Annotated in this window: 27 protein-coding genes; all 27 read left to right on the plus strand. The window is 67.8% G+C overall.

Annotated features, from left to right (window positions below; genetic code table 11):
- Window positions 1-725 precede the first annotated feature (725 nt).
- A complete protein-coding gene (locus tag DX03_RS10210) occupies window positions 726-1,892 on the plus strand; it encodes a flagellin (protein ID WP_038688445.1) in 1,167 nt (388 codons plus the stop codon).
- A 72-nt stretch (window positions 1,893-1,964) separates the two neighbouring features.
- A complete protein-coding gene (locus DX03_RS10215) occupies window positions 1,965-3,155 on the plus strand; it encodes a flagellin (RefSeq protein ID WP_038688447.1) in 1,191 nt (396 codons plus the stop codon).
- Between the two features lie 87 nt (window positions 3,156-3,242).
- Window positions 3,243-4,421, plus strand: coding sequence for a flagellin (locus DX03_RS10220; RefSeq protein WP_038688449.1), 1,179 nt, complete (start codon window positions 3,243-3,245; stop codon window positions 4,419-4,421).
- A 79-nt stretch (window positions 4,422-4,500) separates the two neighbouring features.
- Window positions 4,501-5,673 carry a flagellin gene (locus DX03_RS10225; RefSeq protein WP_038688452.1) on the plus strand — a complete coding sequence of 391 codons (1,173 nt, stop codon included), beginning with the start codon at window positions 4,501-4,503 and terminating at the stop codon, window positions 5,671-5,673.
- Between the two features lie 450 nt (window positions 5,674-6,123).
- Entirely contained in the window at window positions 6,124-7,506 is a 1,383-nt protein-coding gene (gene fliD / locus DX03_RS10230) for a flagellar filament capping protein FliD (protein ID WP_038688453.1), read from the plus strand.
- 133 nt (window positions 7,507-7,639) lie between these two features.
- Window positions 7,640-8,056 carry a flagellar export chaperone FliS gene (gene fliS / locus DX03_RS10235; RefSeq protein WP_038688455.1) on the plus strand — a complete coding sequence of 139 codons (417 nt, stop codon included), beginning with the start codon at window positions 7,640-7,642 and terminating at the stop codon, window positions 8,054-8,056.
- Window positions 8,056-8,364 carry a hypothetical protein gene (locus DX03_RS10240; protein ID WP_038688457.1) on the plus strand — a complete coding sequence of 103 codons (309 nt, stop codon included), beginning with the start codon at window positions 8,056-8,058 and terminating at the stop codon, window positions 8,362-8,364. The genes fliS and DX03_RS10240 overlap by 1 nt, the downstream gene beginning before the upstream one ends.
- Window positions 8,361-8,951 (plus strand): PilZ domain-containing protein, encoded by a 591-nt coding sequence (locus DX03_RS10245; protein WP_038688459.1) that lies wholly within the window; start codon window positions 8,361-8,363, stop codon window positions 8,949-8,951. The genes DX03_RS10240 and DX03_RS10245 overlap by 4 nt, the downstream gene beginning before the upstream one ends.
- A 118-nt stretch (window positions 8,952-9,069) precedes the next feature.
- A complete protein-coding gene (locus DX03_RS10250; RefSeq protein ID WP_038688461.1) occupies window positions 9,070-9,702 on the plus strand; it encodes a response regulator in 633 nt (210 codons plus the stop codon).
- A 262-nt stretch (window positions 9,703-9,964) separates the two neighbouring features.
- Window positions 9,965-11,374, plus strand: coding sequence for an RNA polymerase factor sigma-54 (rpoN, locus tag DX03_RS10255; RefSeq protein ID WP_038688462.1), 1,410 nt, complete (start codon window positions 9,965-9,967; stop codon window positions 11,372-11,374).
- A 14-nt stretch (window positions 11,375-11,388) separates the two neighbouring features.
- Entirely contained in the window at window positions 11,389-11,766 is a 378-nt protein-coding gene (locus DX03_RS10260; RefSeq protein ID WP_038692225.1) for a response regulator, read from the plus strand.
- Window positions 11,763-13,253 carry a sigma-54 dependent transcriptional regulator gene (locus DX03_RS10265; protein ID WP_038688464.1) on the plus strand — a complete coding sequence of 497 codons (1,491 nt, stop codon included), beginning with the start codon at window positions 11,763-11,765 and terminating at the stop codon, window positions 13,251-13,253. Before DX03_RS10260 ends, DX03_RS10265 begins: the two co-directional genes overlap by 4 nt.
- A gap of 159 nt (window positions 13,254-13,412) precedes the next feature.
- On the plus strand, window positions 13,413-13,835 hold the full coding sequence (locus DX03_RS10270) for a hypothetical protein (RefSeq protein WP_038688466.1): 423 nt from the start codon (window positions 13,413-13,415) through the stop codon (window positions 13,833-13,835).
- A 382-nt stretch (window positions 13,836-14,217) separates the two neighbouring features.
- Entirely contained in the window at window positions 14,218-14,580 is a 363-nt protein-coding gene (gene fliE / locus DX03_RS10275) for a flagellar hook-basal body complex protein FliE (protein ID WP_038688468.1), read from the plus strand.
- Between the two features lie 12 nt (window positions 14,581-14,592).
- Window positions 14,593-16,236, plus strand: a complete 1,644-nt coding sequence (gene fliF, locus DX03_RS10280) for a flagellar basal-body MS-ring/collar protein FliF (RefSeq protein WP_038688470.1) — start codon at window positions 14,593-14,595, stop codon at window positions 16,234-16,236.
- Window positions 16,237-16,252: 16 nt separating this feature from the next.
- Window positions 16,253-17,239, plus strand: a complete 987-nt coding sequence (gene fliG, locus DX03_RS10285; RefSeq protein ID WP_038692227.1) for a flagellar motor switch protein FliG — start codon at window positions 16,253-16,255, stop codon at window positions 17,237-17,239.
- Window positions 17,236-17,874: a FliH/SctL family protein gene (locus DX03_RS10290; protein ID WP_038688472.1), complete on the plus strand. Its 639-nt coding sequence runs from the start codon at window positions 17,236-17,238 to the stop codon at window positions 17,872-17,874. Before fliG ends, DX03_RS10290 begins: the two co-directional genes overlap by 4 nt.
- Window positions 17,871-19,253 (plus strand): FliI/YscN family ATPase, encoded by a 1,383-nt coding sequence (locus tag DX03_RS10295; RefSeq protein WP_038688474.1) that lies wholly within the window; start codon window positions 17,871-17,873, stop codon window positions 19,251-19,253. The genes DX03_RS10290 and DX03_RS10295 overlap by 4 nt, the downstream gene beginning before the upstream one ends.
- A 3-nt stretch (window positions 19,254-19,256) precedes the next feature.
- Window positions 19,257-19,715, plus strand: coding sequence for a flagellar export protein FliJ (fliJ, locus tag DX03_RS10300; protein ID WP_038688476.1), 459 nt, complete (start codon window positions 19,257-19,259; stop codon window positions 19,713-19,715).
- On the plus strand, window positions 19,715-20,866 hold the full coding sequence (locus DX03_RS10305) for a flagellar hook-length control protein FliK (protein WP_038688478.1): 1,152 nt from the start codon (window positions 19,715-19,717) through the stop codon (window positions 20,864-20,866). Before fliJ ends, DX03_RS10305 begins: the two co-directional genes overlap by 1 nt.
- Window positions 20,867-21,363: 497 nt before the next feature.
- Window positions 21,364-21,897 (plus strand): flagellar basal body-associated FliL family protein, encoded by a 534-nt coding sequence (locus tag DX03_RS10310; RefSeq protein ID WP_181393996.1) that lies wholly within the window; start codon window positions 21,364-21,366, stop codon window positions 21,895-21,897.
- A 9-nt stretch (window positions 21,898-21,906) separates the two neighbouring features.
- Window positions 21,907-22,914, plus strand: coding sequence for a flagellar motor switch protein FliM (gene fliM / locus DX03_RS10315; protein WP_038688480.1), 1,008 nt, complete (start codon window positions 21,907-21,909; stop codon window positions 22,912-22,914).
- Window positions 22,911-23,246 carry a flagellar motor switch protein FliN gene (gene fliN / locus DX03_RS10320; protein ID WP_038688482.1) on the plus strand — a complete coding sequence of 112 codons (336 nt, stop codon included), beginning with the start codon at window positions 22,911-22,913 and terminating at the stop codon, window positions 23,244-23,246. Before fliM ends, fliN begins: the two co-directional genes overlap by 4 nt.
- Entirely contained in the window at window positions 23,246-23,662 is a 417-nt protein-coding gene (gene fliO, locus DX03_RS10325) for a flagellar biosynthetic protein FliO (protein WP_038692232.1), read from the plus strand. The genes fliN and fliO overlap by 1 nt, the downstream gene beginning before the upstream one ends.
- A gap of 2 nt (window positions 23,663-23,664) precedes the next feature.
- A complete protein-coding gene (gene fliP / locus DX03_RS10330) occupies window positions 23,665-24,450 on the plus strand; it encodes a flagellar type III secretion system pore protein FliP (protein ID WP_038688484.1) in 786 nt (261 codons plus the stop codon).
- Between the two features lies 1 nt (window position 24,451).
- Entirely contained in the window at window positions 24,452-24,721 is a 270-nt protein-coding gene (locus DX03_RS10335; RefSeq protein ID WP_038688486.1) for a flagellar biosynthetic protein FliQ, read from the plus strand.
- A gap of 6 nt (window positions 24,722-24,727) precedes the next feature.
- The gene (fliR, locus tag DX03_RS10340; RefSeq protein ID WP_038688488.1) at window positions 24,728-25,519 is read left to right on the plus strand and encodes a flagellar biosynthetic protein FliR; all 792 of its coding nucleotides are present in this window, start codon (window positions 24,728-24,730) and stop codon (window positions 25,517-25,519) included.
- Window positions 25,520-25,627: the final 108 nt, after the last annotated feature.

Here is a 25,627-nt window from a genome sequence, read left to right on the forward strand (position 1 = left end):
CTGGCAGCATTCCGCGCGCGTAATAGCACGCGAGCGTTCTTCGACGCGCAGCATGCGTTCGTCGCGCCGATGCAGGGTATCGGCAGTCGTTTGGGAACCGACCCTACCGGCGTCATGCGGCGCCGGTGTGTGTGGCGATGCGTGGGCGCCTTGACCGGTGCTCCAGCCGGGGCCGGATCCCTGCCCTGCCGATCCTGCCCGCTTCTGCCCGCTTCTGCTCTCCTTGCGCGCCGACCTACTCAGGAAGGGCCGGCCCGGGTGGGTTGGCGGGACCGTTGGGCGCCATGGATGGCGCCCACGAGCCCCCATGGATGGGTTTACGGCGTGTCCCGCCAACCCACCCGGGCCGGGCCTCCCAGAACGTGGCCGATGCGGCGCTTGGCTGTGGCTGTGGCTGTGGATGCAAGCCGGGCAGAGCCCGGCTCTACGTGGGGCTGTGGGTACAAGCCGGGCAGAGCCCGGCTCTACGGCGCGAGCCCGGCCGCGCCCGGCGTTACGCGTGAAAACCCCTTCAATTTCCGCCTCCCGCGCCGTTAACCCTTCTATCGGGGAGCACAGCCAAGGCCCCGGACGGCACCAGCAGCAACCCCAGCGAGATTTCCGCCTAAAGGTTGTTGACAAAGCGCCGTTATTGATTTGGCAACAGCGAAGCACACAGCCAAACAAAAAAAAACGGCGGCGCTTCGTTCCATTCACCACCGGGATTCCAATAAGGGAGACGACCCATGGCACAGGTAATCAACACCAATACGATGTCGCTCAACGCTCAGCGCAACCTGAGCACCAGCGGCAGCTCGCTCGCTACCACCATCCAGCGCCTCTCGTCTGGTCTGCGCATCAACAGCGCGAAAGACGACGCCGCCGGCCTGGCCATCAGCGAGCGCTTCGGCACCCAGATCCGCGGCACCGACGTCGCCATCCGCAATGCCAACGACGGCATCTCGCTGGCCCAGGTCGCCGAAGGCTCCCTGAGCGAAATCGGCAACAACCTGCAGCGCGTCCGCGAACTGGCCGTCCAGGCCTCCAACGCCACCAACTCCGCCAGCGACCGCAAGGCCCTCCAGGCCGAAGTCACCCAGCTCGTCAGCGAAATCGACCGCGTCGCCAAACAGTCCGACTTCAACGGCACCAAGCTCCTCGACGGCAGCTTCACCAGCCAGCTGTTCCAGGTCGGCGCCAACGCCGGCCAGGCCATTGCCATCAACAAAGTCGTCGACGCCAAGGCCAGCTCGCTGGGCAACGCCAAGTTCGCCGCCCCCGTGGACAGCACCGCCGACGTCGCCACCATCACCGACCTGGCCGGCGTCACCATCAACGGCGCCGCCATCGGCACCATCACCGGCAAGACCACCGCCGAGTTTGCCGCCTCCGCCGCTGCCCAGATCAACAGCAAGATCGGCGAAGCCGGTGTCTATGCCGAAGTGGTCACCACCGCCGGCACCCCCGACACCCACCGCCTGAAGCTGACCTCGGTCCAGGCCGACCGCGACCTGGTCATCGACGGCGCCGCCCAGCTCGGCCTGGCCGACTCCACCGCCGCCGCGCCCAGCTCGGTTGCCGCCACCGCCACCTCCAGCTTCGTGCAGGACCTGGACGTCTCGTCCTACGTCGGCGCACAGAAGGCCCTGGAAATTGTCGACAAGGCCCTGGAATCGGTCAACAGCGTCCGCGCCGACCTCGGCGCCATCCAGAACCGCTTCACTTCCGTCGTCGCAAACCTGCAGACCTCCTCGGAAAACCTGTCCGCCTCGCGCAGCCGCATCCGCGATACCGACTTCGCCAAGGAAACCGCAGAGCTGACCCGCACCCAGATCCTGCAGCAGGCCGGTACGGCCATGCTGGCCCAGGCCAACCAGGTGCCGCAGAACGTGCTCAGCCTGTTGCAGCGCTGACATGAGCCGCTCCTGAAGCACGTCATGAGCGTCTAACCCAAATCACGTGCAACCGCTCAAGGACCTCTTCCCATGGCACAAGTCATCAATACCAACACGATGTCGTTGAATGCTCAGCGTAACCTGAGCACCAGCGGCAGCTCCCTGGCCACCACCATCCAGCGCCTGTCGTCCGGTTCGCGCATCAACAGCGCCAAGGACGACGCAGCTGGCCTGGCGATCTCCGAGCGCTTCGGCACCCAGATCCGCGGCACCGACGTGGCCATCCGCAATGCCAACGACGGCATCTCGCTGGCCCAGGTCGCCGAAGGTTCGCTGACCGAAATCGGCAACAACCTGCAGCGCGTCCGTGAACTGGCTGTGCAGGCCTCCAACGCCACCAACTCCGCCAGCGACCGCAAGGCGCTGCAGGCCGAAGTGACCCAGCTGGTCAGCGAAATCGACCGCGTCGCCAAGCAGTCCGACTTCAACGGCACCAAGCTGCTGGACGGCTCGTTCTCCAGCCAGCTGTTCCAGGTCGGCGCCAACGCCGGCCAGGCCATCGCCATCGACAAGGTGGTGGACGCCAAGGCCAACGCACTGGGCGGCGCCAAGTTCGACGCCAATGCACTGGCGCTGGCCGATCCGGGCACCAATGCCGACTTCAAGACCACCGGCATGAAGATCAACGGCGTCGACATCGCCGATGTCGAAGTCAAGCAGGGTGCCACCGCTGCCGACACCGGCAGGGCCTCGCGTGAAGCACTGGTCAGCGCGATCAACGCCAAGATCGGTGAAACCGGCGTCTACGCCGAAGTCAACGGCACCACCGGCGTCACCCTGACCTCGGTCAAGGACAGCACCAACACCGACGGCACCTTCAAGGCGATCACCGCCACCCCGGGTACCTGGACCGGCGCCACCGCACCGACCTTCACCGCCACGCTGGCCGCCGCCGCCCCGGCCAACAAGTTCGCCAGCGAACTGGATGTCAGCACCGTCAAGGGTGCCCAGCAGGCGCTGGAAATCGTCGACAAGGCGCTGGGTTCGATCAACAACACCCGCGCTGACCTCGGTGCCATCCAGAACCGCTTCACCTCGGTCGTTGCCAACCTGCAGACCTCCACGGAGAACCTGTCGGCCTCGCGTAGCCGCATCCGCGATACCGACTTCGCCAAGGAAACCGCAGAGCTGACCCGCACCCAGATCCTGCAGCAGGCCGGTACGGCCATGCTGGCCCAGGCCAACCAGGTGCCGCAGAACGTGCTCAGCCTGCTGCGCTGATCCCCGCCTGCAGTGTCGGCGCCGGCGTGACCGGCGCCGGCACCGACACCGACGTTCAACGCTCCACCCACGCCTGAAGGAACTTCCATGGCACAAGTCATCAACACCAACACGATGTCGTTGAATGCTCAGCGTAACCTGAGCACCTCCGGCAGCTCGTTGGCCACCACCATCCAGCGCTTGTCGTCGGGTTCGCGCATCAACAGCGCCAAGGACGATGCGGCTGGCCTGGCCATCTCCGAGCGTTTCGGCACCCAGATCCGCGGCACCGACGTGGCCATCCGCAATGCCAACGACGGCATTTCGCTGGCCCAGGTCGCCGAAGGCTCGCTGACCGAAATCGGCAACAACCTGCAGCGCGTCCGTGAACTGGCCGTGCAGGCCTCCAACGCCACCAACTCCGCCAGCGACCGCAAGGCGCTGCAGGCCGAAGTGACCCAGCTGGTCAGCGAAATCGACCGCGTCGCCAAGCAATCCGATTTCAACGGCACCAAGCTGCTGGACGGTTCGTTCTCCAGCCAGCTGTTCCAGGTCGGCGCCAACGCTGGTCAGGCCATTGCCATCGACAAGGTGGTCGACGCCCGCGTCGGCTCGCTGGGCACCAGCACCTTCGCCACCGGTGACACCGCTGCGGTTGCCGCAGTCGCCACCGACGTGCGCTTCGGCGGCAAGGTGATGGGCGTGGACATCGGCACGGTTGAAGTCAAGAACGGTGCCACCCTCGGCGATGCTGCCAAGGCCCTGGCCACCGCGATCAACAGCAAGATCGGCGAAGCCGGCATCTACGCCGAAGCCAATGACGACGGCACCCTGAAGCTGTCCTCGGTCAAGGAAGGCAAGGACGTGGTTGCCGCTGACGTCGCCCTGACCCGCAGCAACTACCAGTCGGCCACCTCCGATTGGAGCGCCGCGGCGGCCACCAGCGCGTACACCGCCGACACCGCCACCGATGCCAACGCACAGAAGCTGGATGTCAGCTCGGTGCTGGGCGCACAGCAGGCGCTGGAAATCGTCGATAAGGCGCTGGGTTCGATCAACAACACCCGCGCTGACCTCGGTGCCATCCAGAACCGCTTCACCTCGGTCGTTGCCAACCTGCAGACCTCCACGGAGAACCTGTCGGCCTCGCGTAGCCGCATCCGCGATACCGACTTCGCCAAGGAAACCGCAGAGCTGACCCGCACCCAGATCCTGCAGCAGGCCGGTACGGCCATGCTGGCCCAGGCCAACCAGGTGCCGCAGAACGTGCTCAGCCTGCTGCGCTGATCCCGTTTGATCCGAAGGCGCCGGCCCACCGGCGCCGCTTCCACCGCACCACGCTCCATGCACGCCTGAAGGAAACCCCATGGCACAAGTCATCAACACCAATACGATGTCGCTCAACGCTCAGCGCAACCTGAGCACCAGCGGCAGCTCCCTGGCCACCACCATCCAGCGCCTGTCGTCGGGTTCGCGCATCAACAGCGCCAAGGACGATGCGGCTGGCCTGGCCATCTCCGAGCGCTTTGGCACCCAGATCCGCGGCACCGACGTGGCCATCCGCAATGCCAACGACGGCATCTCGCTGGCCCAGGTCGCCGAAGGCTCGCTGACCGAAATCGGCAACAACCTGCAGCGCGTCCGCGAACTGTCGGTGCAGGCCTCCAACGCCACCAACTCCGCCAGCGACCGCAAGGCGCTGCAGGCCGAAGTGACCCAGCTGGTCAGCGAAATCGACCGCGTCGCCAAGCAGTCCGACTTCAACGGCACCAAGCTGCTGGACGGTTCGTTCTCCAGCCAGCTGTTCCAGGTCGGCGCCAACGCCGGCCAGGCCATTGCCATCGACAAGGTGGTGGACGCCAAGACCAACGCCCTGGGCGGCGCGCAGTTCGCCACCGCCACGGTTGCCAAGGTGACCGGCGTGGCCGACACCGATGTGGCGATCGCTGCCTTCAGCATCACCGACAGCAAGGGCACTGAAGTCAAGTTCGACAAGCTGGATGTGAAGAGCGTCGGCACCGGCCCGGAGAACGAAGTGGCCGCCGGCAAGGCGCTGGCAACCCACATCAATGCCAAGATCGGCGAAACCGGCATCTACGCCGAAGCCGATGCGGCCGGCGCCGTGACCCTGACCTCGGTCAAGGACAGCGTCGACAAGGACGGCGTGGCCAAGGTCTTCACCACCGACGTCGCTGGCGCTGGCACCGTGACCCTGGGCACCAAGCAGTTCGCCGATGCGATCGACGTGTCCACCGTAAAGGGTGCACAGCAGGCCCTGGAAATCGTCGACAAGGCCCTGGGTGCGATCAACAACACCCGCGCCGACCTCGGTGCCATCCAGAACCGCTTCACCTCGGTCGTTGCCAACCTGCAGACCTCCACGGAGAACCTGTCGGCCTCGCGTAGCCGCATCCGCGATACCGACTTCGCCAAGGAAACCGCAGAGCTGACCCGCACCCAGATCCTGCAGCAGGCCGGTACGGCCATGCTGGCCCAGGCCAACCAGGTGCCGCAGAACGTGCTCAGCCTGCTGCGCTGATCCACGCGTCCACGCCGCCGGCAACCGCCGGCGGCGCGGGCAAACCCCGAAACATCCGTTCAAACGTCACGCAGGAACGGGCCATGGCCATGGGCCGGACTCTCTCTCCCGGCAGCCACATCCCCGTGGCCATGGCCCGCCCCTGCGGCAGAACCGTTATCAGCGCTGTTAGTTTGACTGAACATCCCGGGTGGCTTCGTCTCCCCCCGCTTTTTCAGTAGCCTGAGCCCTCCTCTACATTGGAGGAGGGTTTTTTACAGACCCCCGGCCGGACCGTACTGCGTCCCGCCCGGATACCCCTGCAAAGCGCGTGCCATTCTTCCGCGCCGAGCCAGTGGCACAACTCCTGCATCAACGTGGTTCTAAAGACCCGGCGGCTACGGCCGCTACATTCGTTGACAGCACGGCCACGCGGCACCCCCGCGGCGGCTCACAGACAGGAGAAACAACGTGGCTGACTTTGGTTATGGTGGCATCGGTTCCGGACTGGATATTTCCGGCATGGTGGCCAGCCTGGTCGCGGCCGACCGCAAGCCGGCGGACAACGCACTCAACCTGCAGCAGTCCAAGGCCAAGATGCAGCTGTCGGCGGTGGGCACGGTCAAGTCCGCGTTCGACCTGCTGACCACCTCGCTCAAGGCGCTCAAGGCCTCCACCGCGTTCGATGCCCGCCTGGTCAGTGCGACCAAGGCCGGCACCGAGGAGATCCTGACCGTCAGCAGCACCAACGCCGCGGCAACCGGCAGCCACGAGATCGACGTCACCCAGCTGGCCACGGCCAACAAGTGGATCGCCGACACCTCGGTGCCCAAGACCAAGACCTTCGGCGCCGGAACCCTGACGCTGGACGTTGGCGTGGGCGACAAGAAAAAGACGTTGGAAATCCAGGTCGAGGCCGATGACACCCTCTCCTCGATCCGCACCAAGATCGAGAAGGCCGGCCGCAGCCTGGGCGTGCAGTCCACCCTGATCGCCTCGGGCGACAACCAGTTCCTGTCGATCTCGCAGGAAAAGGCCGGCACCGCCAACGCCATCAAGCTCAGCGCGGGCGCCGGCAACGCCGACCTGACCGCCCTGGCGGCCAGCATGTCCGAGCGCACCCCGGCGGCCGATGCCAAGCTGACCATCGATGGCGTGGAAGTGGTGGCCAGCGAGAACACCGTCACCGACGTGGTGCCCGGCCTGACCCTGAACCTGAAGGCCAAGGGCAAGAGCACCGTCACCGTCAGCACCGACGTGGCCGCCGCACGCAAGGTCATGCAGGACTTCGTGACCGCCTACAACGGCGCGATCAGCGCGATCAACACCGCCACCAAGTACGACATCGAGAACAAGGAGCCGTCGTCGCTGACCGGCGATGCGCAGATGCGTGGCGCGTCCAGCCAGCTGCGCGCAATGATGGGCGGCGTGCTCAAGGACCTGGCCGCAGCCGGCCTGGACCCCAAGACGCTGGGGCTGCAGACCCGCGCCTACCCCAATGCCGATGGCAGCCTGGTGCTGGATGGCACCAAGTTCGAAGCGGCCCTGGTCAACAAGGCCGGCGCCGTGCGCGAAGCCCTGACCGGTGACGACGGCGCGGCCGCCAAACTGTTCGCCATGGTGGACGGCTACACCAGCACCACCGTGGGCAAGGAAGGCGCGTTCGTTTCGCGCACCAAGAGCATCAATGCCACCCTCACCGACATCGACAAGCGCCGCAAGGCCCTGGACGTGCGCATGGCCGGTGTCGAAGAGCGCTACAAGAAGCAGTTCCTGGCCCTGGATACGTTGATGGGCAAGCTCAGCCAGACCACCTCCTCGCTGAGCGCGCAGCTCAGCCAGCTGGCCGGTTGATCCATACGGCAGCGTGCTCAAGTTAATCGCGCACGCTGCCGATACAGGTACCGACGCAGTACCAACGCAGGCTCCACCCCCGGTGCCGCAGACCTCGCGAGGCACGCGGCCCCGCACGAAGGAGACATGATTGATGTACGGTTCGAACCGTCAATTCACCGAGCAGTACCGGCAGGTCGGCGTACAGAGCGCGATCACCGATGCCGATCCGCACAAGCTGGTCGCCCTGCTCCTGGCCGGCGCGCTGGAACGCGTCCGCCTGGCCCAGGCCTGCCTGGAAGGCGGCGACCAGGCCCGCAAGGGCAAGGCGATCGGCGAAGTCTGCGCGATCGTGGGCCACCTCAACGGCTCGCTCGACCACGAGGCCGGCGGCGAGATCGCCGGCAATCTGTCGGCGCTGTATGACTATGTGATGCAGCGGCTGACCGAAGCCAACCTGCACAACGACCCCGAAGCCCTGCGCGAATCGCTGGAGCTGCTGGGCGAGATCGACGCCGCCTGGAACGCGATCCCGCGCGACCAGCGCGTGCCCGCACAGGCCGCGCTGTAATGGCCACCACCCTGCTCACCCTGGCCGACCTCAACGCCGAGCTGGACACGCTGGAAACCGCGCTGCTGGCCGACGACCACGAGCGCGCCAGCGACTGCCTGGACACGCTGCACGTCAACCAGGGGCGGTTCCTGGCCCAGCCGGGTGCGCTTGACGATGTGGCCGGCCTGAGTGCCCTGGAAGGCCGCCAGCAGCGCATCATGGTGATGATGATGAGCCAGCGCGACGAGGCCGGCCGCCACCTGCGCAACGGCGCCAACGCCAACCGGGCGGCGCACGCCTACCTCACTGCGGAGTCGCTGGCATGAACGACGCGCGCCCCGCGGCCATCCATCATCCGGCCGAAAGCGAGCTGTTCGATGAAACGTTGAGCTGCGAGGTGGCACTGCCCGCCGAGTTCCGCCTGGGCAGTGCGGTGATACGCCCCGGCAGTGCCGAAACCCTGCTGCGCAGCGTGGCACTGGTGGAAGATGCACGCAGCGACGACGGCCACGACGACCGCGGCGAATCCACGGCGCAGATGCAGCGGCTGGAGGCCAAGCTGGACCTGACCATGGTGCTGCTGGGCCGACTGGTGCGGCAGAGCGCCCAGGACCTGGACCTGCGCCCGCTGCGCTGGTCGCGCCGGGGCATCCGCCTGGAACAGGGCGCGCGCAGCGGTGCGGCCGCCGGCAGCCTGGGCGTGATCCGGCTGCAGCCCTGCGACTGGCTGCCCGACCATATCGACCTGCCGGTCGCGGTGCTGGCCGAAGCGGCTACCGGCGCCGGCGCGCACTTCCTCTGGCTGCGCTTCGAGCCGATGAGCGATGCGCTGGAAATGGCGCTGGAACGGCATTTGTTCCGCCTGCACCGGCGCCAGATCGCCCAGGCGCGGTTGGCCGATCGACGCCCCTGACCGGGATTGACGGGTGCCGGCCGGCGGCCGGCAGCCCACACCGTGACGGGTTCGGCTTGGCGGTAGGCCGCCACTCCGTTAAGGTGGCCGTCTTCTTCACATCCCCCCAAGCCTGCCTGTGCGCGTTCTCATCGTCGACGATCACACCCTGGTCCGCGCCGGCCTCAGCCGCCTGCTCCAGGGCTTTGCCAATGTCGAGGTGGTCGCCGATGCCAGCAATGCCGAACAGGCGCTGCAGATGGCCATCCAGCACAGCCCCGATGTCATCCTGATGGACCTGTCGCTGCCGGGCCGTACCGGCCTTGAAGCACTGAGCGACATTCTGCTGCGCGCCCCCGGCACCCGGGTGGTGATGATGACCATGCACGACGACGCGGTGCACGTGCGCGATGCGCTGGACCGTGGCGCGGTCGGCTTCGTGGTCAAGGATGCCGCCCCGCAGGAGCTGGAGCTGGCGCTGCTGGCCGCCCATGCCGGCCAGGTGTTCCTGAGCCCACAGATCTCGGCCAAGATGCTGGCGCCCATGCTGGGCAAGGAAAAGCCGGTGGGCGTGGCCGCGCTGTCGCCCCGCCAGCGCGAGATCCTGCGCCAGATCGGCCGCGGCGAGAGCAACAAGGAAATCGCGGCCGACCTCGGCATCAGCGTCAAGACCGTGGAAACCCACCGCGCGCGCATGATGGAGTCGCTGGGCTGCCGCCGCGCCAATGATCTGCTGCTGCTCGCCGCGCGCCACCAGCACGAACTGGAATGAGCCGCGCCGGTTCTCCGGCAGCCTGAAGCCTTCAGGCGGGGTGGCGACGGAATTTTGAACGGCACCGGGCCGCCCGGGTCACCAGATACAGGGGTTCCAGCCGCAGGCGGCGTCAATTTTCCGCACTTGTGTAGGGATTTTCCTGACTCACTGTCAGGAACCTGACGACAGCACTAGGGAACCCCCTGATTACGGTGTCGGGATAACACAAGCAAGATGTGTTCCATAACGCGCCGGGGAGTCGGCGCGATGGGGAACACACATGAAGCCGACGATGTCGACCCAGCTGGGTCAGCAGCTCCACCTCACGCCGCAACTGCTGCAGTCGATCCGACTGCTGCAGCTGGACGGCATGCAGCTGGAGCTGGAAATCCGCCGCGCCCTGGAGACCAATCCGCTGCTGGAGATCGAAGAGGCGCCCGAAGCGCCCGCGGCCGACACCAGCGACACCACCACCGTGCAGGAAGTGGCCGCGTTCGACGAGCTGCCCGAAAGTGCGATGTGGGATGTGCCCGGCGCCAGCTGGCAGGACGGCGACGATGACCGCATGCAGCGGATTGCCGCCGACGAATCCAGCGACCCGCACCTGCGCGCCCTGCAGCGCCTGACCCTGGAGCTGGACGCACGCGAACTGGCCGTCGCCAGCTTCTGGCTGGAGCACTGCGACGACGCCGGTTACCTGGACGCGCCGCTGGCCCAGCTGCAGCTGCTGGCCAGCGCCCATCACGACGTGGACGCCGCCGGCGTCGAAGCGGTCCGCCAGCAGATCCTGCACGGCGACCCGGCCGGCCTGGCCGCCTGCGACCTGCATGAATGCCTGAGCGTGCAGCTGCGCGCCCTGCCCGGCCGCGTCCCGGCCCGCCACCTGGCCCAGCGCGTGCTCGACGAGGGGCTGGAAAGCCTGGCCGCGCACGACTACATCGCCCTGGCCCGCCAGCTTGATGCCGAAGTGGCCGACATCCATGAAGCCGTTCGGCTGATCCTGTCGCTGCAGCCGCGCCCGGGCGACAGCCTGCGCCCGGACGACAACGGCGTGGTCATCCCCGACGTCATCGCCTGGCACGCCGACAACCAGTGGCGCGTGGCGTTGAACCCGGCCACCAGCCGTCGCCTGAGCATCAACCCCAGCTACGAGCATGCGCTGGCCGATGCCGGCGAGGCGGCCCAGCCGCTGCGCGACATGCTGCAGGAAGCGCGCTGGCTCACCCGCGGCCTGTCGATGCGCTATGACACCCTGCTGCGCACCACCCGGGTGATCATCGAGCGCCAGGCCGGCTTCCTTACCCGCGGTGAAGAGGCCATGGCGCCGCTGACCCTGAAAGAAGTGGCCGATGCGATCGGCATGCACGAATCGACCGTGTCGCGCATCACCACCGGCAAGTACCTGCAGACGCCGCGCGGCACCCTGGAGCTGAAGCACTTCTTCGCCGTGCGGCTGGAAGGCGCCAGCGTCTCCGGCCAGGCCGTCAAGGCCATGGTGCGCCGCCTGATCGACGCCGAACCGGCCGGCCGGCCGCTGGCCGATGAGGCCATCGCCGGCCTGCTGTCGCGCCAGGGGGTGAACATCGCCCGCCGTACCGTTGCAAAATACCGCGAACAACTGGACATCGCCCCGGCGCGTGAACGCCGCCGGATCAATGCCAGGACCCCGCAACTGGCCCGGGTGGGCTGAAGGAAATGGAAGACATGAACAAGCTCACCGTCCTGCTGGTCGACGACCACGAGGGCTTCATCAACGCCGCCATGCGCCACTTCCGCAAGGTCGACTGGCTGGACGTGATCGGCAGCGCCGCCAACGGCCTGGAAGCCATCGAACGCTCGGAAACGCTGCGCCCGCAAGTGGTGCTGATGGATCTGGCGATGCCCGAAATGGGCGGCCTGCAGGCCACCCGCCTGATCAAGTCGCAGGACGACGCCCCGTACATCGTCATCGCCAGCCACTTCGACGACGTCGAGCACCGCGAGCACGCCCTGCGCGCTGGCGCCGACAACTTCGTCAGCAAGCTGTCCTACATCCAGGAGGTCATGCCGATCCTGGAAGGTCTGAAGGGGAATGGATCATGAGTGAGTCGCGCATCCTGGTACTGGACAGCGACGCGGTGCGTGCCGAGCGCACCGTCGCCCTGCTCGAATTCATGGACTTCAACCCGCGCTGGGTGGCCGACGCGGCCGATTTCGACATCACCCGCCAGCGCTCCACCGACTGGATGGCCGTGATCATCGGCGGCCTGGAAGCCGGCGCGCGCAGCGATGCGCTGTTTGCCTGGGCCGGCCAGGGCGCCCTGCCGCCGCCGGTGATGCTGATCGACGGCGACGCCCCGCGCTTCGCCCAGCAGCATGGCCTGCATGAAGCCAACGTGTGGCCGCTGGAAGCGCCGCTGCGCCACGCCCAGATGGAAGCCCTGCTGCGCCGCGCCAGCCTGAAGCGGCTGGATGCCGAGCACCAGGCCGGTGCCGTGCAGGAACAGGGTCCCACCGGCGAAGGTGCGGCGGTAAGCGCCCTGCGCCTGATGATCGAACAGGTGGCCGCGTTCGACACCACCGTACTGGTGCTGGGCGAATCGGGCACCGGCAAGGAAGTGGTATCGCGCTCGATCCACCAGCGCTCGCCGCGCCGTGATGGCCCGTTCGTGGCGATCAACTGCGGTGCGATCCCGGCCGAGCTGCTGGAGAGCGAGCTGTTCGGTCACGAAAAGGGTGCCTTCACCGGTGCACTGAGCGCCCGCAAGGGTCGCTTCGAAATGGCCGAAGGCGGCACCTTGCTGCTGGATGAAATCGGCGACATGAGCCTGCCGATGCAGGTCAAGCTGCTGCGCGTGCTGCAGGAGCGCAGCTTCGAGCGCGTGGGTGGCAACCAGACGATCCGCTGCAACGTGCGCGTGATTGCCGCTACCCACCGCGACCTGGAATCGCGCATTGCCGACGGCAAGTTCCGCGAGGATCTGTTCTACCGCCTCAACGTGTTCCCGATCGACGTGCCGGCGCTGCGCGAGCGCAGCGAAGACCTGCCGGCGCTGGTGACCACCATTGCCGCGCAGCTGGCGCGCACCGGTCGCGGCGAAGTGCGCTTCAGCGCCGAAGCCCTGCAGGCGCTGGCCAGCTACGAGTGGCCCGGCAACGTGCGCGAACTGACCAACCTGGTCGAACGCCTTGCCGTGCTGCACCCCGGCGGCACCGTGCGCGTGCAGGACCTGCCGGCGCGCTATCGCGGTGATTTCAGCGCCAGCGTACCGGCACCCGTGGTGGCCCCGGCGCCGGTGGCCGACGAGCGTCTGGACCTGCGCAGCTTTTCCTTCCACGTGCCGACGCCGGGCACCGGTGCCGCCGCGGACGCCGGTCCGGCCGCCCGCGCCCCGGCCCTGCCCGACGCCGGCCTGGACCTGCGCAACCACATGGCCAACATCGAGTTGAACCTGATCAACGAAGCACTGGAACGCACCCAGGGCGTAGTCGCCCACGCCGCCCAGCTGCTTGGCCTGCGCCGCACCACGCTGGTGGAAAAGCTGCGCAAGTACGGCATCGAGCGCGACCAGGCTGAACTGGCCGGTTGAGCCGACCGCACGTTGGAGTGACGCAGAAGCCCGGGCCTGTCCCGGGCTTTGTCGTTGTGGCGTTCGCGGCAACGGCCGGCAGACAGATTGCAACGTTTCCTACAGACACGCGCCATGCACTGACTAGCATCAAAGGCACATCCCCGTGGAGGTCTTCCGATGCGCCTGTTCCCCGTGCTGCTCTTCCTGGCCCTGCTGCCCACCACCTCCCTGGCCACCCCGGCCTGCACCCTGCCGACCACGCTCGACGCGCGCCAGTTCATCAATATCAGCGATCCGCTCTATCGCCCCGACAACCCCAACGCTGGGCGAATGGTGCAGGTGAACTTCGCGGCCAACCAGTACGTGCTCGACATCCTTGGCACCCCGGTGCGCGTGCAGGGTAGCTACCGATACCAGCGCCATGCCCCGCACCTCGGTGAAATCCGGATGCGCGAAGCCTTCCCGGGCGGCACCGCCGCCTACACCCTGCTGCTCACCTGCCTGACCGACAGCGAGGGCATGTTCGTCTTTACCCAGCACACCGGCCCGATCGCCCCGGCCCGCCGCCAGAACAGCGGCCGCTGGACGCTGACGCCCTAGAAGAGCAGCCACAGAAGAGCAGCCACCCATGGGGTGGCTCTACCCCCGATACCGCCCAATGGGTGGCCGCACAGCAGGCACACCGCCCGGTAGAGCCACCCCATGGGTGGCTGCACAACCCATACCCCACCCGGTAGAGCCACCCCATGGGTGGCTGCACAACACCCCGCCGGTTTTCCGACGCCGGCGCCCCGACACGCGCGCCGCGTCAAACCGCCGCAGCAACATTCCGTCGCGCAACGCGACCGGCCGCCCCACCCGCCCTCGCCGCGTGAAGGCGCAAGCCCTTGTGCCACCAACAAAACTGAACCGGTAAACGGTTTCGGCACGCCACTTGCAACGTATTCACCCGAAACCCCATCCCAGCTTCGGAACGTTCCAGATGTCGCACTCCGTCACCTCCGTCCTTTCCCAGATCCGCTCCTTCCAGACCCAGATGGGGCAGTCCGCCGTCAGCCCGCTGACGGAGGCGCCGAAGAACAATGCCATCCAGGGCCTTGTCTCCCCCCAGGAAGTGCAGGGTCCGAGCTTCACCGAAACCCTGCGCGGCGCCATTGCCGGCGTCAACGATGCCCAGCAGAAGTCCGGCGCATTGGCCAAGGCCTTCGAACTGGGTGAACCCGGTGCCGACCTTGCCAAGGTAATGGTCGCCTCGCAGCAGTCCCAGATCGCCTTCCGCGCCACCGTGGAAGTCCGTAACCGTCTCGTCCAGGCTTACCAGGACGTGATGAACATGCCGCTGTAAGGATAGAAACGCATGGCCCTGTCGCTCTCCAAAGAATCGCTGAACACCGAAAAGGCTGGGCAGTGGTTCGACCGGCTGCAAAGCCTGCAGATCACCCGTCGGCTCGGACTGATGGCGATGATCGCCGTGGCCGTGGCGGCAGGTCTGTTCGTGTTCTTCTGGTCGCAGAAGCCGGGCATGGTGCCGCTGTACACCGGCCTGGACCAGAAGGCCACCGCCGAAGCCACCGACCTGCTGCGCACCGCGCAGATTCCGTTCGAACTGGACCCGGCCACCGGTGGCATCACCGTGCCGGAAAAGAACCTGCACGACGCCCGCCTGAAGCTGGCCGGCTCGGGCCTGACCGACAGCGGCAGGCTCGGCTTCGAGCTGATGGAGCGTGATCCGGGCTTCGGCGTCAGCCAGTTCATGGAAAACGCCCGCTACCAGCATTCGCTGGAAACCGAGCTGTCGCGCACCATCAACACGCTGCGCCCGGTGCGCGATTCGCGCGTGCACCTGGCCATTCCCAAGCCCAGCGCCTTCACCCGCCAGCGTGACGTGGCCAGTGCCTCGGTGGTGCTGGAACTGCGCGGTGGCCAGCAGCTGGAACGCGGCCAGATCGATGCCATCGTGCACATGGTGGCCGCCAGCATTCCCGACCTGGCCCCCGAGCGCGTGACCGTGGTCGACCAGAGCGGGCGCATGCTGAGCGTGTCCGATCCCAACAGCGATGCGGCGATGAACGCCGCGCAGTTCGAACAGGTGCGCCGCCAGGAAACTTCGTTCAACCAGCGCATCCGCGAACTGCTGGAACCGATGACCGGCCCGGGCCGGGTCAATCCGGAAACCAGCGTGGACATGGACTTCTCGGTCATCGAGGAAGCCCGTGAGCTGTACAACGGCGAGCCGCAGAAGCTGCGCAGCGAGCAGATGAGCGAGAACAGCAGCAACGTGCCCGGCCCGCAGGGCGTGCCCGGTGCAGCCAGCAACACCCCGCCCGGCCCGGCCGCCGCGCCGGCCACCGCCGCCGCCCCGACCGAAACCTCGAAGAACGCCACCCGCAACTACGAGCTGGACCGTACCCTGCAGCACACCCGCCAGCCGGCGGGCCGCATCAAGCGCGTGTCGGTGGCGGTGCTGGTGGACAACGTGCCGCGTGCCGGCGCCAACGGCAAGACCACCGAGCAGGCACTGTCGGCGGCCGAACTGACCCGCGTCGAAGCCCTGGTCAAGCAGGCGGTCGGCTTCGATGCCGAACGAGGCGACACGGTGTCGGTGATGAATGCCCCGTTCGTGCGTGAAGTCACCCCGGTCGAAGGGCCCAAGTGGTGGGAGCTGCCGCAGGTGCAGGACGCATTGCGTCTGCTGCTCGGCGCGATCGTGGTGCTGGCGCTGGTGTTCGGCGTGCTGCGCCCGGCGCTGCGCTCGATCACCGGCCAGAACAAGAAAGACAGCGACGAGGCACTGGAACCGCACAGTGCCGACGTACAGCTGGTCGACGATGGCGAAGGCCTGCCCGCGCTGGGCAGCGAACGCCTGAACGCGGCCGGACATGAAACCCTGGCATTGCCGGTGGACTCCTACGAGGAACGACTGCGCATGGCGCGTGAAGCTGTAAAGACCGATTCCAAGCGCGTGGCCCAGGTGGTCAAGGGCTGGGTGGCCAATGACTGACGCCACCACTGCGCCGCTGAGCGGCGTACAACGCGCCGCCGTCCTGCTGCTGTCGCTGGGTGAACTGGACGCGGCCGAAGTGCTGCGCCACATGGAACCCAAGGAGGTGCAGAAGATCGGCATCGCCATGGCCACCATGACCGACATCACCCGTGCCCAGGTGGAAGGGGTGATGGACCAGTTCAGTTCCGAACTGGGCTCCAAGACCTCGCTGGGCGTGGGCTCGGACGACTACATCCGCAACATGCTGGTGCAGGCGCTGGGCAGCGAGAAGGCCGGCAACCTGATCGACCGCATCCTGCTCGGTCGCAACACCACCGGCCTGGACGCGCTGAAGTGGATGGACCCGCGTGCGGTGGCCGACCTGGTCCGCAACGAGCATCCGCAGATCATCGCCATCGTGATGGCCCACCTGGAAACCGACCAGGCCGCCGACGCGCTCAAGCTGCTGCCCGAACGTACCCGGGTGGACGTGCTGCTGCGCATCGCCACCCTGGACGGCATTCCGCCGAACGCGCTGAACGAGCTCAACGAAATCATGGAGCGCCAGTTCGCCGGCAACCAGAACCTGAAGTCGTCCAACATCGGCGGCGTGCAGTGCGCGGCCAACATCCTGAACTTCATGGACAGCGGCCAGGACCAGGCGATCCTGGGCGAGATCGCCCGCATCGATGCCCCGCTGAGCGGGCGCATCCAGGACCTGATGTTCGTGTTCGACGACCTGGTGGACCTGGACGACCGCGAACTGCAGCTGGTGCTGCGCGAAGTCAGCGGCGAGCGCCTGGGCCTGGCCCTGCGCGGCGCCGACATCAAGGTGCGCGACAAGATCACCCGCAACATGTCCCAGCGCGCCGCCGAGATCCTGCTCGAAGACATGGAAGCACGCGGTCCGGTGCGCCTGTCCGACGTGGAAGTGGCGCAGCGCGAGATCCTGGCCATCGTCAAGCGCATGGCCGATGAAGGCACCGTCACCATTGGCGGCAACGCGGAGGCGATGCTGTGAACAACGCCGTGCGCTGGCTTGCCCCGGACCTGCTGGCGGTGCCCGAACCGGCACCGGTGGAGGAGAGTTTCGAGCTCACCGAACCGGATCCGGAGCACGAACCGGAACCGCTGCTGCAGCTGCCCACGCTGGAGGAAATCCAGCAGATCCAGGACGCCGCCGAAAAAGACGGCTTCGACCGCGGCCATGCCGACGGCCAGGCCCAGGGCCAGGCCGAGGTGCGCCGCCTGGTCGCGCAGATCGAAGGCATCCTGGACAACTTCAGCCGGCCGCTGGTGCGTCTGGAGAATGAAGTGGTGGCCGCGCTGGGCGAACTGGCCGTCCGCATCGCCGGCACTCTGGTCGGCCGTGCGTACCAGGCCGACCCGGCGCTGCTCGCGCAGCTGGTGGGCGAGGCCGTCGACGCGGTCGGCGGCGCCAACCGCGAGGTTGAGGTGCGCCTGCACCCTGACGACATCGCCGCGCTCACCCCGCTGCTGCAGCTGTCGCCCACCCAGCGCCTCACCCCCGACGTCAGCCTGAGCCGCGGCGACCTGCGCGTGCACGCCGAAGCGGTGCGCATCGACGGCACCCTGGAAGCCCGCCTGCGTGGCGCGCTGGATGCGGTGCTGCGCAAATCCGGAGCCAGTGCATGAACACCGAACCCCTGCCCGTCCCGGCCGCCGAGTGGGCGCCCGCGCGCAACCTGCGCCTGGCCGCGCGCCTGGACAGCATCCAGCCCGACGGCAACCACGGCCGCGGCCTGATCCGCGAAGGCGTGCTGCGCCGTGCGGTCGGGCTTACATTGGAAGCGGTCGGCTGCGAATCGCCGATGGGCGCCAGCTGCAAGGTGGAAGTCGCCGACGGCGGCTGGGTGGATGCCGAAGTGGTCGGCTTTGCCGGCGAGCGCACCTACCTGATGCCCAGCGCCGAACTGCATGGCCTGCTGCCCAACGCGCGGGTGGTGCCGGTCCTGGGCCGCGGCGGCGTGGAAGTGGGCGAAGGCCTGCTCGGCCGGGTCATCGACAGCGATGGCGTGCCGCTGGACGGCAAAGGCCCGATCCGCGCCGAAGGCACCGTGAGCATGGCCGGGGTGTCGATCAACCCGCTTGCCCGCGAGCCGATCACCCAGCCGCTGGACGTGGGCGTGCGCGCGATCAACGCGCTGCTGCCGATCGGCCGTGGCCAGCGTGTCGGCCTGTTTGCCGGTTCGGGCGTGGGTAAATCCACCCTGCTCGGCATGATGACCCGCTACACCGCCGCCGACGTGATCGTGGTGGGCCTGATCGGTGAACGTGGCCGCGAAGTGCGCGATTTCGTTGAAAGCACCCTCGGCGAAGAAGGCCTGCGCCGCGCCGTGGTAGTGGCCAGCCCGGCCGACCGCCCGCCGCTGGCCCGCCTGCACGGCGCCTACCGCGCCACCGCCATTGCCGAATGGTTCCGCGACCAGGGCCTGAACGTACTGCTGCTGATGGACTCGCTGACCCGCTTCGCGCAGGCCCAGCGTGAGATCGGCCTGTCGGTGGGCGAGCCGCCCACCACCCGCGGCTACCCGCCATCGGTGTTTGCCAAGCTGCCGGCCCTGGTGGAACGCGCCGGCAACGGCGCCAAGGGCCGGGGGTCGATCACCGCCTTCTACACCGTGCTGACCGAAGGCGACGATCCGCAGGATCCGATCGCCGACGCCGCCCGCGCCATTCTCGACGGCCATATCCTGCTGTCGCGCCGGGTGGCCGACAGCGGCCTGTACCCGGCCATCGACGTGGAATCGTCGGTCAGCCGCGTGGTCACCGAAATTGCCGACGAACCCTGGCGCCTGCGCATCCGCAAGCTCAAGCGCCTGGTCTCGGCGTACTCGTCCAACCGCGACCTGATCGCGATCGGCGCCTACCAGCGCGGTAACGATCCGGCCACCGACGAAGCGCTGGAGCGCTGGTCGGACATCGCCGAATTCCTCGGCCAGGACGTCGGCAAGGCCGCCGACCTGCCGCACAGCCAGGCCGCACTCAAGCGCCTGGTGGAACCTGAGAGCTAAGCCATGATCCAGTCCAAGCGTTTCGATCCCCTGCTCAAGCGGGCCCAGGACCACGAAGACGAGGTTGCCCGTGACCTGGCCGAACGCCAGCGCACGCTCGACACCCACCTGTCGCGCCTGGACGAGCTGCGCCGTTACGCCGACGAGTACGCCAACGCGCAGATGGCGGCCACCAGCCCGGCCCAGCTGCTCAACCGGCGCGCATTCCTGGACCGCCTGGACAGTGCGGTGGCGCAGCAGCGCCAGACCGTGGACCACAACCGGGAAAAGGTCGAGGCCGAACGCGCCCGCCTGATCTTGGCCAGCCGCGACAAGGCGGTGCTTGAACAGCTGGCCGCCAGCTACCGCGCACAGGAGAAGGTGGTCACCGACCGTCGCGACCAGCGCGAGATGGACGACCTCGGCGCGCGCCGCAGCCGCCAGGCGCAGCGCGAAGACACCGACACCGGAGGCACGCCGTGATGCCTCCCGCACTTCAGGGCACTGCGTCCACGGGCGCTGCCAAGGCCACCGGTACATCCCCGCGCAGCGACGCGTCGTCCGGCGATACCCGCCGGGACTTTGACGCCCTGCTCAACGGCGACGGCGCCAGCACCGCCAAGGCGCCCGCACGCCTCGCCGGCAAGGCCGGCAACGCGGGCACTGCCGACGGGTCGGCCAAACCCGGGAACGAACCGAACACCCCCGCCACTGCCGATGCGCCCAAGCGCCCGGGCAGCGACGCATCCAGCGAGGCCGCGGCCGACGCGGGCACTACCGAAAGCACCGCCGCCGCCAAACCGGCGGCCCAGGACAGCGCGGACGACACCGAGCCCGCGCCGTGGCCACCGCTCGGCCTGGCCGGGCTGGCCCTGGCCGGCACCCCGCCGCACCTGCCGCCCGCGCTGCAACCGGCCGCCCCTGCGGCGACCGATGCCGACCCGCTGCTGGCCACTGCCGCCCCGCTGCCCGCCCCGGCGCTGCCGTTGACTGCCGCCGCGGCAGGTGCCGCTACCGCCAGCGAACCGGCCGCCGCGCTGGTGTTGCCCGCCGATGCCACGGTGGCCGACGACCCGGCACTGCTCAAGGCCGTCACCGACGCCCTGGCCGGCGCCGACAGCGGTGATGCCCCGGCCACCCCGCTGCTGCACGCGCTGCACGCCGCGGCCGAGCTGAAGACCAGTGCCGTCACGGCGGCATTCACCGGCAGCCCGACCGCCACCCCGGACGTGGGCGCCGATGACTTCGGCGATGCCATGAGCGCCCGCATCGGCTGGTTGGCCGACCAGAAGATCGGCCATGCGGTGATCCGGGTGACCCCGCATGACCTGGGCCAGATCGAAGTGCGCCTGCAGATTGACGGTGACAAGGTGCACGCCAGCTTCAGCAGCGCCCATGCCGAGGTCCGCCACGCGCTCGAAACCAGCCTGCCCCGCCTGCGCGAGATGCTCGGCGAGCAGGGCTTCCAGCTCGGCAACGCCGATGTGGGCCAGCAGCACACCGCGCAGGGCGGCCAGGACGGTAACGGGCAGCCCGGCGCGACCGGCGGCGACGGCGAACCGACGCTGGCCGACATCACCGTCTCGCCGGCGCAGTTGATGCGCCAGCGCGGGTTGGTTGACGCGTACGCGTAGGCAGCCCCTGTAAATGCCGGCCACGGGCCGGTTTACGCACTGCACGCACCCGGTAGTGCCGGCCGCTGGCCGGCTCCTGCACGCACACGGTAGTGCCGGCCGCTGGCCGGCTCCTCAGGAAATCACGGGTATGCGTGGAGCCGGCCAGCGGCCGGCACTACCTGGAAATCACGGGTGTGCGTGGAGCCGGCCAGCGGCCGGCACTACCTGGGGATCACGGGTGTGCGTGGAGCCGGCCAGCGGCCGGCACTACTTGGGGATCCCGGGTGTGCGTGAAGCCGGCCAGCGGCCGGCACTACCGGGGGATCACGGGTATGCGTGGAGCCGGCCAGCGGCCGGCACTACCTGGGGGCGACGGGTGTGCGTGGAGCCGGCCAGCGGCCGGCACTACCGTCACCGCTCGCCAGCGCGTTGCCGTCCGCCCCCCGCCAGAAACCCGACGCCGGCCTGCCCCGGCATTCAGGCACGGCCTTTGCATGTAGCCAGGAAGCAATCCAATGGAGCTTCCCCTCGTGGCCGCAGCCGCCGACAAAACCAAGAAATCCGCCGACAAGGACAAGGCTGCCAAGCCGCGTAGTCCGTTGTTGATCACCGCCCTGGTGGCCGTGCTCGCCGCTGGCGCCGCCGGTGGCGGTGCGTGGTACTTCGCCACGTCGTCCCAGCACGACAGCAAGGCCGCCAAGCCGGCCGCCAGCAAGGCCATGCCCGCACCGGCGCAGTACTTCGGGCTGGAGCCGCCGTTCGTGGTCAACCTCAACAGCAGCTTCGACGGCCCGCGCTACCTGCAGGTGGAAGTCCAGCTGATGACCCGCGACCCGGCCGCGCTGGAGGCGATCAAGCTGCACGCCCCGGCCATCCGCGCCAAGCTGCTGATGCTGTTCTCGCAGGTCGAGCCCACCCAGATCGCCGACCGCGCCGGCAAGGAACGCCTGCAGGCCGACTCGCTGGCCGAAGTGCAGAAGCTGCTCAAGGCCGAAACCGGCTCCAAGGGCGCCGACGAACTGCTGTTCACCAGCTTCGTCACCCAGTAAGGGCACACCATGAATGACCTGCTTTCCCAGGACGAGATCGATGCGCTGTTGCACGGCGTGGATTCGGGTGCGGTCGAAACCGATGTGGACGCGGCAACGCCCGGCGAAGCCCGCAGCTACGACTTTGCCAGCCAGGACCGCATCATCCGTGGGCGCATGCCGACCCTGGAGATGGTCAACGAACGCTTCGCGCGCCTGTGGCGGATCGGCTTGTTCAACCTGATCCGTCGCTCGGCCGAGCTGTCGGTGCGCGGCATCGAGCTGATCAAGTTCAACGACTACATGCACTCGCTGTACGTGCCCACCAACCTCAACCTGATCCGCTTCAAGCCGCTGCGCGGCACCGGGCTGATCGTGTTCGAGCCGACGCTGGTGTTCGCGATCGTGGACAACTTCTTCGGCGGTGACGGGCGCTACCCCACCCGCATCGAAGGCCGCGAGTTCACCGCCACCGAAATGCGCGTGATCCACCTGCTGCTCAAGCAGACCTTCGCCGACCTGCAGGAAGCGTGGGCCCCGGTGATGGACGTGGAGCTGGAGTACATCAACTCCGAGATCAACCCGCACTTCGCCAACATCGTGACCCCGCGCGAGTACGTGGTGGTCTGCCGCCTGCACGTCGAGCTCGATGGCGGTGGCGGTGACATCCACGTCACCCTGCCCTACTCGATGCTCGAACCGATCCGCGAACTGCTCGATGCCGGCATCCAGAGCGACCGCAACGACCGCGATGCCAGCTGGGGCGTGATGCTGCGCGAACAGCTCAACATCGCCGAGGTCACCCTGTCCAGCGTACTGGCCAGCAAGCGCATGACGCTGCGCGAACTGACCGGGCTGAAGGTCGGCGACATCCTGCCGATCGACCTGCAGCCGCAGGTGCCGGTGTGCGTGGAGAACATTCCGGTGTTCACCGGCGAGTTCGGCGTCGCCAATGGCAGCAACGCAGTGAAGATCATCGCCACCCATCCCCCGGGCACCCGCCCACGCGTTCCCGTTATCCAGGAAGACCCGCAATGAACGATATCGAAACCAACGAACCGGCACCGGCACAGTTCACCACGCTGCAGTCCGATGACAGCCTGGGGCCCGAACTGAACCTGGATGTCATCCTCGATGTGCCGGTGACGCTGTCGCTGGAAGTGGGCCGCGCGCGCCTGCCGATCCGGAACCTGCTGCAGCTCAACCAGGGCTCGGTGGTGGAACTGGAACGCGGTGCCGGCGAATCGCTGGACGTGTTCGTCAACGGCACGCTGATCGCGCATGGCGAAGTGGTGGTCATCAACGATCGTTTCGGCGTGCGCCTGACCGACGTGGTCAGCCCCAGCGAACGGATCCGGAGACTGCGTTGATCGCATCGCTGCTCATCGCCGCCGGTACCCCGGCGGCCAAGGTCGGCCAGCACGCGGCCGCCGCACCGAGCATGTTCGGTGCGGTGCTGGCGCTGCTGGCGGTGCTGGCGCTGATCATCGGCCTGGGCTGGCTGCTCAAGCGCATGCCCGGCAGCGGCTTCCGCCCGGCCGAAGGCATGCGCGTGGTGGCCAGCCTCAACGTGGGCGCCAAGGAGCGCGTGGTGGTGGTGGAGGTCAACGGTGAGCAGTTGCTGCTGGGCGTCACCGCCGGCGGCATCAACACCCTGCACCACCTGCCCGAACCGCTGCCGACGCCGGCCCCGGCGCGCCTGCCGGACCTGAAGAACCTCCCGACGCTCAAGAACCTCCCGAATTTCGCCCAGCTGCTGCAACAGCGGCTGCGCAAGGAACCCTGATCATGCGTGGCCCGAACGCCTCCTGGACCCGTTACCTGCCGTTGCTGCTGCTCCTGCTGTTGTGTGCGCTGCCGGCGCTGGCGATGGCCGCCCCCGGCCTGCCTGGCACCCCGGCGCTGCCGGACGTGAATGTCGGCAAGATCGGCGGCCAGCCGGTCAGCCTGCCGCTGCAGACCCTGCTGCTGATGACCGCGATCACCCTGATCCCGTCGATGCTGCTGGTACTGACCGCCTTCACCCGCATCATCATCGTGCTGGGCCTGCTGCGCCAGGCGCTGGGCACCGGCCAGACCCCGTCCAACCAGGTGCTGCTGGGCCTGGCCCTGTTCCTCACCGCGATGGTGATGCTGCCGGTGTGGCAGAAGGCCTGGGGCAGCGGCATGGCGCCCTACCTCAACGGCGAGATCGACTTCCAGACCGCCTGGACGCTCACCACCCAGCCGCTGCGCGCCTTCATGCTGGCGCAGATCCGCGAAACCGACCTGATGACCTTCGCCGGCATGGCCGGGCACGGCACCTATTCCGGTCCGGATGCGATTCCGTTCCCGGTGCTGGTGGCCTCGTTCGTCACCAGCGAACTGAAGACCGCCTTCGAAATCGGCTTCCTGATCTTCATCCCGTTCGTGATCATCGACCTGGTCGTGGCCAGCGTGCTGATGTCGATGGGCATGATGATGCTGTCGCCGATGCTGGTGTCGGCACCGTTCAAGATCCTGCTGTTCGTGCTGGTCGACGGCTGGGTCCTGGTGGTCGGCACCCTGGCCGCCAGCTTCAACGCGGTGCAGTGACATGACGCCCGAACTTGCGTTGACCGAACTGCGTGGCGGCCTGATCGTGGTGCTGTGGGTGGCCGGCCCGCTGCTGCTCACCGTGTTGATCGTCGGCGTGGTGGTGGGCGTGGTGCAGGCCGCCACCCAGCTCAACGAGCCCACCATCGCCTTCGTGGCCAAGGCCGCGGCGCTCACCGCGGTGCTGTTCGCGCTGGGCAGCCTGCTGATCGGCCAGCTGGTGGAGTACACCACGCTGCTGTTCCAGCGCATCCCGCACCTCATCGGGTAGCAGGCCATGGATTCCGCCACCCAGATGGCTGCCGACGGCCTGCAGGCCTTCGGCATGATCGGCACCATCCTGTGGACCATGCTGCGCATCGGCGCCATGCTGATGGCGATGCCCTTGATCGGCACCCGCGCGGTGCCGTCGCGGGTGCGCGTGGTGCTGGCCGGTGCGCTGGCCGTGGCGCTGTCGCCGCTGCTGCCGCCGGTGCCCCAGTGGACCGGGTTCGACGCCGCCACTGTGTTGAGCATCGCCCGCGAGCTGGCTATCGGCGTCTCGATCGGCTTCCTGCTGCGGCTGGTGTTCGAAGCCGGCGCCATGGCTGGCGAGCTGGTCGCCCAAGGCACGGGCCTGGCCTTCGCACAGATGAGCGACCCGCTGCGCGGCGGCAGTTCCGGCGTCATCGGCCAGTGGTTCTACCTGCTGTTCGGCCTGCTGTTCTTCAGCACCAACGGCCACCTGGCCTTGATCTCGCTGCTGATGGACAGTTACAAGGCGGTCCCGATCGGCGCCGCGCTGCCCAACATCGACACCTTCCTCAGCGCCGCACCGACCTTTGCCCTGCAGGTGTTCCGCGGTGCGCTTGGTCTGGCGCTGCCGCTCACCGTGGCGATGCTGGCGATCAACCTGGCCTTCGGCGTGCTGGCCCGCGCCGCGCCCGCGTTGAATCCCATCCAGCTGGGCCTGCCGGTGGCCCTGCTGCTGGGCCTGTTCCTGCTGACCGTCCTGGCCGGCGAAATGGGGCCGCCCGTGCAACGCCTGTTCGATGCTGCCTTCCAGGCCGCCGATGGCGTGACCCGCTGATTCACTCCGTCCTCACGAAAAAGTGTGCGCGGACACTTGCTATCCCCCCCATCGTTGGCGGTAGGCTGTAGTCACCGCCCGCAGTCCGGGGCCGGGAGCCGCACACGC

Origin of the sequence: Stenotrophomonas rhizophila (genome assembly GCF_000661955.1) — a bacterium.
Classification (GTDB): Bacteria; Pseudomonadota; Gammaproteobacteria; order Xanthomonadales; family Xanthomonadaceae; genus Stenotrophomonas; species Stenotrophomonas rhizophila.

Coding starts and splice junctions, on each gene's coding strand:
- DX03_RS10295 (WP_038688474.1), top strand. CDS start 17,871: ATGAACACCGAACCCCTGCCCGTCCCGGCCGCCGAGTGGGCGCCCGCG.
- DX03_RS10220 (WP_038688449.1), top strand. CDS start 3,243: ATGGCACAAGTCATCAACACCAACACGATGTCGTTGAATGCTCAGCGT.
- fliR (WP_038688488.1), top strand. CDS start 24,728: ATGGATTCCGCCACCCAGATGGCTGCCGACGGCCTGCAGGCCTTCGGC.
- DX03_RS10335 (WP_038688486.1), top strand. CDS start 24,452: ATGACGCCCGAACTTGCGTTGACCGAACTGCGTGGCGGCCTGATCGTG.
- fliP (WP_038688484.1), top strand. CDS start 23,665: ATGCGTGGCCCGAACGCCTCCTGGACCCGTTACCTGCCGTTGCTGCTG.
- DX03_RS10245 (WP_038688459.1), top strand. CDS start 8,361: ATGAACGACGCGCGCCCCGCGGCCATCCATCATCCGGCCGAAAGCGAG.
- fliJ (WP_038688476.1), top strand. CDS start 19,257: ATGATCCAGTCCAAGCGTTTCGATCCCCTGCTCAAGCGGGCCCAGGAC.
- DX03_RS10260 (WP_038692225.1), top strand. CDS start 11,389: ATGAACAAGCTCACCGTCCTGCTGGTCGACGACCACGAGGGCTTCATC.
- fliF (WP_038688470.1), top strand. CDS start 14,593: ATGGCCCTGTCGCTCTCCAAAGAATCGCTGAACACCGAAAAGGCTGGG.
- fliN (WP_038688482.1), top strand. CDS start 22,911: ATGAACGATATCGAAACCAACGAACCGGCACCGGCACAGTTCACCACG.
- DX03_RS10310 (WP_181393996.1), top strand. CDS start 21,364: ATGGAGCTTCCCCTCGTGGCCGCAGCCGCCGACAAAACCAAGAAATCC.
- fliM (WP_038688480.1), top strand. CDS start 21,907: ATGAATGACCTGCTTTCCCAGGACGAGATCGATGCGCTGTTGCACGGC.
- DX03_RS10225 (WP_038688452.1), top strand. CDS start 4,501: ATGGCACAAGTCATCAACACCAATACGATGTCGCTCAACGCTCAGCGC.
- DX03_RS10215 (WP_038688447.1), top strand. CDS start 1,965: ATGGCACAAGTCATCAATACCAACACGATGTCGTTGAATGCTCAGCGT.
- DX03_RS10240 (WP_038688457.1), top strand. CDS start 8,056: ATGGCCACCACCCTGCTCACCCTGGCCGACCTCAACGCCGAGCTGGAC.
- DX03_RS10270 (WP_038688466.1), top strand. CDS start 13,413: ATGCGCCTGTTCCCCGTGCTGCTCTTCCTGGCCCTGCTGCCCACCACC.
- DX03_RS10210 (WP_038688445.1), top strand. CDS start 726: ATGGCACAGGTAATCAACACCAATACGATGTCGCTCAACGCTCAGCGC.
- fliS (WP_038688455.1), top strand. CDS start 7,640: ATGTACGGTTCGAACCGTCAATTCACCGAGCAGTACCGGCAGGTCGGC.
- DX03_RS10265 (WP_038688464.1), top strand. CDS start 11,763: ATGAGTGAGTCGCGCATCCTGGTACTGGACAGCGACGCGGTGCGTGCC.
- rpoN (WP_038688462.1), top strand. CDS start 9,965: ATGAAGCCGACGATGTCGACCCAGCTGGGTCAGCAGCTCCACCTCACG.
- DX03_RS10305 (WP_038688478.1), top strand. CDS start 19,715: ATGCCTCCCGCACTTCAGGGCACTGCGTCCACGGGCGCTGCCAAGGCC.
- fliE (WP_038688468.1), top strand. CDS start 14,218: ATGTCGCACTCCGTCACCTCCGTCCTTTCCCAGATCCGCTCCTTCCAG.